The 7,113-nt window shown below is 71.0% G+C and carries 5 protein-coding genes; 1 reads left to right on the top strand and 4 read right to left on the bottom strand.

The window, feature by feature from the left end; genetic code table 11:
* Positions 1 to 14: 14 nt before the first annotated feature.
* Positions 15 to 416 (bottom strand): PPOX class F420-dependent oxidoreductase, encoded by a 402-nt coding sequence (locus tag ACFXBC_RS34435; protein WP_385033832.1) that lies wholly within the window; start codon positions 414 to 416, stop codon positions 15 to 17.
* 353 nt (positions 417 to 769) lie between these two features.
* Between ACFXBC_RS34435 and ACFXBC_RS34430 the strand changes: the two genes are divergently transcribed.
* Entirely contained in the window at positions 770 to 2,188 is a 1,419-nt protein-coding gene (locus ACFXBC_RS34430; protein ID WP_385033829.1) for an arabinofuranosidase catalytic domain-containing protein, read from the top strand.
* Between the two features lie 106 nt (positions 2,189 to 2,294).
* Here the strand turns inward: ACFXBC_RS34430 and ACFXBC_RS34425 are convergent, their stop codons facing one another.
* The 3 genes from ACFXBC_RS34425 to ACFXBC_RS34415 form a co-directional block, all read right to left on the bottom strand.
* A complete protein-coding gene (locus ACFXBC_RS34425; protein WP_385033827.1) occupies positions 2,295 to 3,815 on the bottom strand; it encodes a glycoside hydrolase family 43 protein in 1,521 nt (506 codons plus the stop codon).
* A gap of 452 nt (positions 3,816 to 4,267) precedes the next feature.
* Entirely contained in the window at positions 4,268 to 5,470 is a 1,203-nt protein-coding gene (locus ACFXBC_RS34420; protein WP_385033825.1) for a cytochrome P450, read from the bottom strand.
* 290 nt (positions 5,471 to 5,760) lie between these two features.
* The coding region (locus ACFXBC_RS34415) for a PQQ-binding-like beta-propeller repeat protein (protein WP_385033822.1) at positions 5,761 to 7,113 on the bottom strand (1,353 nt) is incomplete at its 5' end.

Genomic DNA, 7,113 nt, shown 5'->3' with positions numbered 1-7,113 from the left:
GCCCCCGTGGCCCGTCAGCCGCGGGGGCTGCTGACCCGCTCGGGCTCGATCACATAGATCACCCGCACCTGGTCGCGGCCGCCGAACCACGGGTAGGGGCCGCCGAGATACTTCTGCGCGAGCGCCTCGATGTGGTCGACCGCCCCCTCGGTGGTCACCCGCACCACACGGCCGCGGATCTGGACGTAGGAGGCGGGCTCCGCGGGGTCGGCGACCGCGACGGCCACCCGTGGGTCGCGCGCGATGTTCCGGGTCTTCTGATGCGTCTCGACGCTGTTGATCAAAACGTACTCGCCGTCGGTGTCGACCCAGGTCTGCGTGAGCTGGGGTGAGCCGTCGGGCATCGTCGTGGCGATGTAGCAGGTGCTGGGGCGGCGCAGCAGCGCCACCACGTCGTCGCCGAGGGGTACGGGCACGGGGGTCTCCAGAGGTCGGTTCTGCGGGGTGCTGGGGCAACGGTAGCCACGGCGGCGAACCTGACTCCCCTCCGCCTCTCCCACACGAAAGTCAACAGATTCTGACCCGTTACAAGGATGGAAAAAAAGCCAAAGCAACAAATATTGACGTCGACGGTGCGTGCGCGTAGCTTCCCGGCGAAGGCGTCGAGCGGCATGAACTCCTGTGCCGCATCGGCAGGTTGAGCTCCGATCCCCACCACAACCACTGGGAGCACACCATGCGCGAAAAGAGATACGCCGCAGCGGAACCCGGTTCCCACCGCCCCGCGGGGGCCCCGGCTCCGCGTCTCCGCAGACTTCTGCTGTCCGCCGTGGCAGCTCTCGGGCTCGTCCTCGGCGCCCTGATCGGACTGCCATCGGCGTCACAGGCGGCCGGTTCGCTGCCCTGCGACACCTACGGCGCCGCCGGTACCCCGTGCGTCGCGGCGCACAGCACCACACGCGCCCTGCTGTCCTCGTACAACGGGCCCCTCTACCAGGTCACCCGGGCCTCGGACGGCGCCCGGTCGGACATCGGCCTGCTCAGTCAGGGCGGCTACGCCAACGCCGCCCAGCAGGACACGTTCTGCCAGGACACCACCTGCCGCATCACCAAGGTCTACGACCAGACCTCGCGCCACAACGACCTCGTCCCGGGCCCGGCCGGCACCTCCGGCATGGGCGCCGACCGCGGGGCCGACGCCAGCGAGATCGCGGTCACGGCCGGCGGCCACAAGGTGTACGGCATCTGGATCTCACCCGGCGTCGGATACCGCTCCGACGGGGCGGCATCCGGCACCGCCGTCAACGGCCGGGCCGAAGGCGCCTACATGGTGGCCAGCGGCACCCATGTGGGCTCCGCCTGCTGCTTCGACTACGGCAACGCCGAGAGCACCCCGGCCGACACCGGCAACGGCCATATGGACGCGGTGTCCATCGCCACCACGTGCTACTTCCAGCCGTGCACCGGCTCGGGCCCCTGGGTCGAGGCGGACATGGAGAACGGCATGTTCCAGGGCGACAACGGCTCCAACACCAGGAACGCCGGGAACAAGAGCCCGTATGTGACGGCCATGCTCAAGAACAACGGGCAGACGACGTACGCGCTCAAGGGCGCCAACGCACAGTCCGGGTCCCTCTCCACCTGGTGGGACGGCGCCCTGCCGACCCGCGGCGGTTACGCACCGATGCACCAGGAGGGCGGGATCATCCTCGGCACGGGCGGGGACAACAGCAACTGGAACATGGGCACCTTCTTCGAAGGGGTGATGGTCGCGGGCTACCCGACCGACGCGGCCGAGAACGCCGTACAGGCCAATGTCGTCTCGGCCGGCTACTCGGGCGAGACGGACGTACCCAACGGACCCCAGGGCACCATCACCGGTCCTGGCGGCCAGTGTGTCGATGTCGCGGCGGACGACACCGGCACCAACGGCGCCGCCGTCCAGCTGTGGAACTGCCAGTCCTACGCCGAGGACCAGTACTGGCATCACCACACCAACGGCTCCCTGAGCACGATCGGCAGATGCCTGGACATCGACGGCAACGGCACGGCCAACGGCACCGGGGTCGAACTGTGGGACTGCAACGGGGTCGGCGGGCAGGTCTGGCAGCAGCGCTCCGACGGCTCGCTGTTCAACCCCCAGTCGGGCCGCTGTCTCGACTCCCCCAACGGCGCGACCGCCAACGGCACCCATCTGCGGATCTGGGACTGCAACGGCGCGGCGGCACAGAAGTTCACCCTGCACTGAGCTGAGCCCCGGTGCGGCGGGCCGCTGATCGGCTCGCACCGGGCTCGCACCGGAGGGGTACGGGAACCGGATGTTCCCGTACCCCTCCTTCCGTTCCCCGCGGGCGTCAGTTCACATAGACCTCCGCCCGGTCCACACTCACGTAGGACGCCTGGGACTGCCCGTCATGCTCCCCGGTCACCTGCACCCGGAGCGTGTGCTTCCCGTAGGGCAGCTTCGGGCTGATGAACTGGAGCGTCTCGCCGGTGCGGATCGCGCCGTAGTAGTCCAGCCGCTTCGCGGCGCCGCCGTCGATACTCAGGCTCGCGTAGCCGTTGCCGGTGTCACGGACGGAGAGCAGGGCGATCCGGGTGCCGGTGAAGGTGTACGTGGCGGTGTTTCCCGCGCCGTCGCTCCAGTGGTCGTCGCCCCAGAAGCACTGGGCGGCGCAGCCCGTACCGGAGTTCCAGGAACCGGTGTAGGCGACGGTCCCGTCGCCGTTGGAGCGGCCGTCGTCGTTGATCCAGTAGGCGCCGGGGCCGGGGTCACCCGAGGGGAGGTCCTGGGTGGCGCCCGTCGCGAGCGGGCGGCCGAGGTCGGGGCTCCCGTCGGCGTTCCAGCCGATGCGCTGCGCGCGGGTGGTGCGGTCGCTGTAGGTGTTGGCCGATGTGGTCTTGGCGTGGTACGCCATCCAGTCCTCGGTGCCGTCCGGCGACCGGAAGAACGTGTGGTGGCCGGGGCCGAAGACCCCGTGGTCGTCCGCGCGGGAGAAGACCGGGCCCTGATGCTGCGTCCAGTTGCCTGGCACCAGCGGGTCGGCGTCGGAGGGCAGGGACATCATCCAGATCTGGTAGTCCGGCTTCCCGGTGTCGCAGGTGGAGTAGGTCATCCAGGTGCGTCCGTTGCGGTAGAGGAACTCCGGCCCCTCACGGACCTCGGGGCAGCCGCCGGCCCCGTCGATGGCGACCGCGTCGCCCGAGACGGTGTACGGATTCGACAGGGGCGCGAGGTTCAGCCCGTTGTGCTGGTACTGGTTGATACCGCTGTAGGCCAGGTAGAGGCGGCCGTTGTGCTGGAGGATGCCGGGGTCGATGGCGAAGTCGGACGCGTGGTTGGGCGGCGCCAGTTCCGCCTTGAAGTGGTAGGAGCCCGCCGGGTCGTCGGCGTCGGACTCCGCGACGTAGATCCGGTGGTGGTCGTCGACGCCGTCGTCAGCGGTGTAGTAGAGGTACCAGCGGTTGCCGAAGCGGTAGAACTCGGGGGCGAAGATGCCCTGGTTCCGTGAGCTGTCGCTGTCGGTCCAGACGGTGACGGGGTCGGCGGTGAGCAGGGTGCTGAGGGACGGCGAGCGCCACATGCGGATGCTGTTGCCCTGCGTGGTGGTCAGGTAGTAGTTCCCGTTCCAGTACGTCATGAACGGGTCCGGGCCGGTGTTGAGCGGATTGCGGAACGTACCCGTGGCGGTGGCCATCGGGGCCGGCGCCGTGGTGGTCCGCGGGGCGGCTGCGGACGTGTGCTGCGGGGCCGCCGCGGCGGTGGCGGGCCGTACAGCGCCCGTGCAGGCCAGGATCAGGCCGAACGCCGTCAGCACCCCGAGCAGACGCAGGAGGCGCAAGGGGCTTGCGGTTCTGTGGTGTTGCGTGCGCATGAGGGGCTCCTTCTCGGCGGACCGCTTTCGCACTGTGGGGGGACTACGAGGGGCGGAATGCGAAGGGGTGGTGCGCGGAACTGCGTACGGACGTCGGCGGCACCGCTCTTCATGCCCCTGGGTTGGCGCTTTGCATCGATGTAATGCCGATGGTGCGTCACCGTAGAAGGGAGTTGATGCAGCGTCAAGAGGGGTGGGCCGTACCGACCGGCCCGGTCCGCAAGGGCCCGGTGAGCCGCCGGGCCGGGTGGGTTCGCGCTCGCTACCCCTTGCGAGGCACCGGTGCTGCCGCTCGCACACAGGCGCGGCCCCGGCCGAACAGCGCTTCGGCGGTCAGCCAGGCCAGGGCCGCACGGGCGTCGGCGCGCATCCGGTCGGCGCGGCGGCCGGCAGTTCGGTCTCGCCGACCGGGCGCAGCGGCCCGCCCGTGGTGGCGGAGGGCTGCCTCGTGGTCAGTAGCGCACCGGCAGGGCCAGTAGCCCGCGGGCGCGCATCGACGGTCGCCACCGCAGTTCGTCCGGGGCGACGTCCAGGGCCAGCGCGGGGAAACGGTCGAGGAGTACGGAGAGAGCGATCTCGGTCTCCATCCGGGCCAGCGGTGCGCCGATGCAGTAGTGGATGCCGTGACCGAGGGCGAGATGCCCGGTGGTGTCACGGCCGATGTCGAGCCGGTCGGGATCGGTGAAGCGGCGCGGGTCCCTGTGCGCGGCGGCCAGGGACAGCAGGACGGTCTCACCGGCCGGGACACCGACCCCGCCGATGGTGATGTCCTCGGTGGGGAAGCGCCGGATGGCCAGGGGCACGGGACCGTCGTAGCGGGCCAGCTCCTCGACCGCACCGCCCAGCAGGCCGGGATCGGCACGGAGCGCGTCCAGTTGGCCGGGGTTGCCGAGCAGGGCCAGGGTGGAGTTTCCGATCAGGTGGACGGTGTTCTCGTACCCGGCGAAAAGGATCAGGAAGGACAGGGACATGAGCTCGTCCTCGCTCAGCCGGTCCGTGTCGTCGCGTACGGCGATCAGGGCGGAGAGCAGGTCGTCGGCAGGCGTGGCGTGCTTGTCGGCGATCAGCTGGGTGAAGAAGGCCAGCATGCTGCGGACGGCCTCCTTCGCCTTGCCCGGTTCCGCCGGGTCCGGAGCGATGAGGGCGTCGGTCCATGACCGGAAGTCCCGGCGGTCGTGTGGGGCCACGCCGAGCAGATCACAGATCACGGTGATCGGCATTGGTGCGGCGTAGGAGGCGATCAGGTCGGCGCGACCGTGGGGTTCGATGGCGTCGAGCAGCGAGTGAGCGGTCTCCCTGATGGGTTCGCGCAGGCGGGCGATGTGGCGCGGGGTGAACGACCGGGACACCAGGCGCCGGATGCGGGTGTGGTCCGGCGGGTCCATGTTGAGCAGGTTCGCGTCCAGCGCCGGCGGCAGCGAGAGCCCGCGGTAGCCGCCGGGCTTGGCATGGCGCTTGTCGAGGGAGAGCCGGGGGTCGGCGAGGGCCTGGCGTACGTCGTCGTAGCGCGTGACCAGCCAGGCCGGAAGCCCGTCCGTTCCGGCGACGCGGTGGACGGGTCCGGCCTCGCGGAGCCGTGCGTACACCGCGTGCGGGTCCGCGAGCAGCTCTGCGGGGTCAACGGCGGGCGGCTGACTGGGCGTTGTGGTGGACATGGGCTCCACCCTATTCATCTCTGTTCGGAGGCGGCCCGCGCCACGGAGGCCAGCGCATGAAGGTGCACCGGGGGTGGTGGGGGTGGTGAGCCTCGCCTGAAGTGCAGCCGCAGACCGGCAGCCGAGCCCAGCCCGGCATCGGCGGACTCGCCGGCCCTGAAACGCTGGTCGGGATCCGTGCGGTCGCGGCCCCCTGCCCCGGCGAACCCTTCTGAAGCGCCGCCGGATCGAGCGGACGGACACTGAGGCATCCGCACCCGAGGGGCTGTCAGCGGCCGGTGCCGCCCCGGTCAGCCGGACCTGGGCGGCTTCCGCGCGTCGAAGGCGAAGAGCGTGTTCCGGGCGGCGGCGACGACCACCGCACGCCCCGCCACGGTCACACGCGGGCTCGCGCCCTGCTCCCCCGTCGAACCGTCGGCCCGCGGGTCCGTCGACCAGAGCGGCTTCCCGTCCTGGGGCGAGAGGGCGACCACCCGGCCGGTGGCCGAGCTGAAGTACAGCGCGCCGCCTCCGGCCACCGGACCCGACGCACCCTCCACAGCCGTCTGCCGTGACCACTTCTTCCGGCCGGTCGCGGGGTCGAACGCCGAGACGAGACCGGTCTGCCCGCTCACACAGACGGTGCCGTCCGCCATACCGGGAGTCCCCTCGTACGTCCTGGCCAGCCGGGAGTACGTGACCTTCCGCGAGGCCGGGTCGACCCGCGCCACCCCGTCGTAACCGGCCAGCGCCGCGCCCTCCATGTGCTCCTGGAGGAGGACGAGCCTGCCGTCGGCGACGCCCACCGGCACGGCGGGGCCCCTGACCGCGATGGGCCTGCCCAGCGCCCCCGATGCCCGGTCGACGGGGTACAGGGCGGAGTGGCGCACCTTCAGGTCGTTGATCTCCCCGACCGGCGCACACATCGCGAAGAGCTGCGCGCCCACCGCGACCGGAGCGCACTGCTTGCCCGCCGGGAACGGTGTTGTCCGGGCGACCTTGCCGCTGTGCGCGTCCCGGGTCTCGAAGCGGGAGTCGGAGGCGTCGACCGTCACGACGGTTGAGCCGACCACCAGAGCGTCCTGACTCCGCCCGGTGACAGCCTGCGACTGGGCGCCGGACGGCGTGGACCACAACTCCCGGCCGCTGCGCGCGTCGAGGGCCACGACCTCACTGGTGGAGTTCTGCGGTGTGCCCTCGGGGGCGAAGCGGTAACCGAGCACCGTGTCGTCGGTGGCGCCCACCAGATGCATGCCCTGGACCGGGACGCCCGGACTCTTCGCTGTCCACACCCGCGACCCGTCCGATGCCCTGATCCGCGTCGCGACCACGCCGCCTCCCCCGCAGAACAGCGCGTCGCCGTGCGCGACACAGCGAAGTTCGTCCGGGATGTCCTTGCGGCCGCCCTGCACGGTCGTGCGCCACGACCTGAAACCGTCCGGAAGCGCGGCAGCCGGCGCCACGAGGTGCTTGCCCTTGTCGCCGTCGTTGTTCCCCCCGATGCCGCCCGCGTTCAGCGGGGCGGCTCCCCCGCCGATCGCCGCCACCGCGACCGCGGTCGCGAGCACGGGACGCCATCGGCGGCGCATACGGTGGCCTGCGGCGGTGCCGGTGGTCGCTGTGTGACTGGTCGCCGCGTCGGTGGTCGCCGTACCGGTGGTCGC

The sequence above is a fragment of the Streptomyces sp. NPDC059398 genome (assembly GCF_042751845.1).
Taxonomy (GTDB): domain Bacteria; phylum Actinomycetota; class Actinomycetes; order Streptomycetales; family Streptomycetaceae; genus Streptomyces.
This window is presented reverse-complemented; position numbering and strand designations above follow the sequence as displayed.

Excerpts from the sequence above, each read along its gene's own strand:
- ACFXBC_RS34425 (WP_385033827.1), bottom strand. The coding sequence starts at position 3,815 with ATGCGCACGCAACACCACAGAACCGCAAGCCCCTTGCGCCTCCTGCGT.
- ACFXBC_RS34420 (WP_385033825.1), bottom strand. The coding sequence starts at position 5,470 with ATGTCCACCACAACGCCCAGTCAGCCGCCCGCCGTTGACCCCGCAGAG.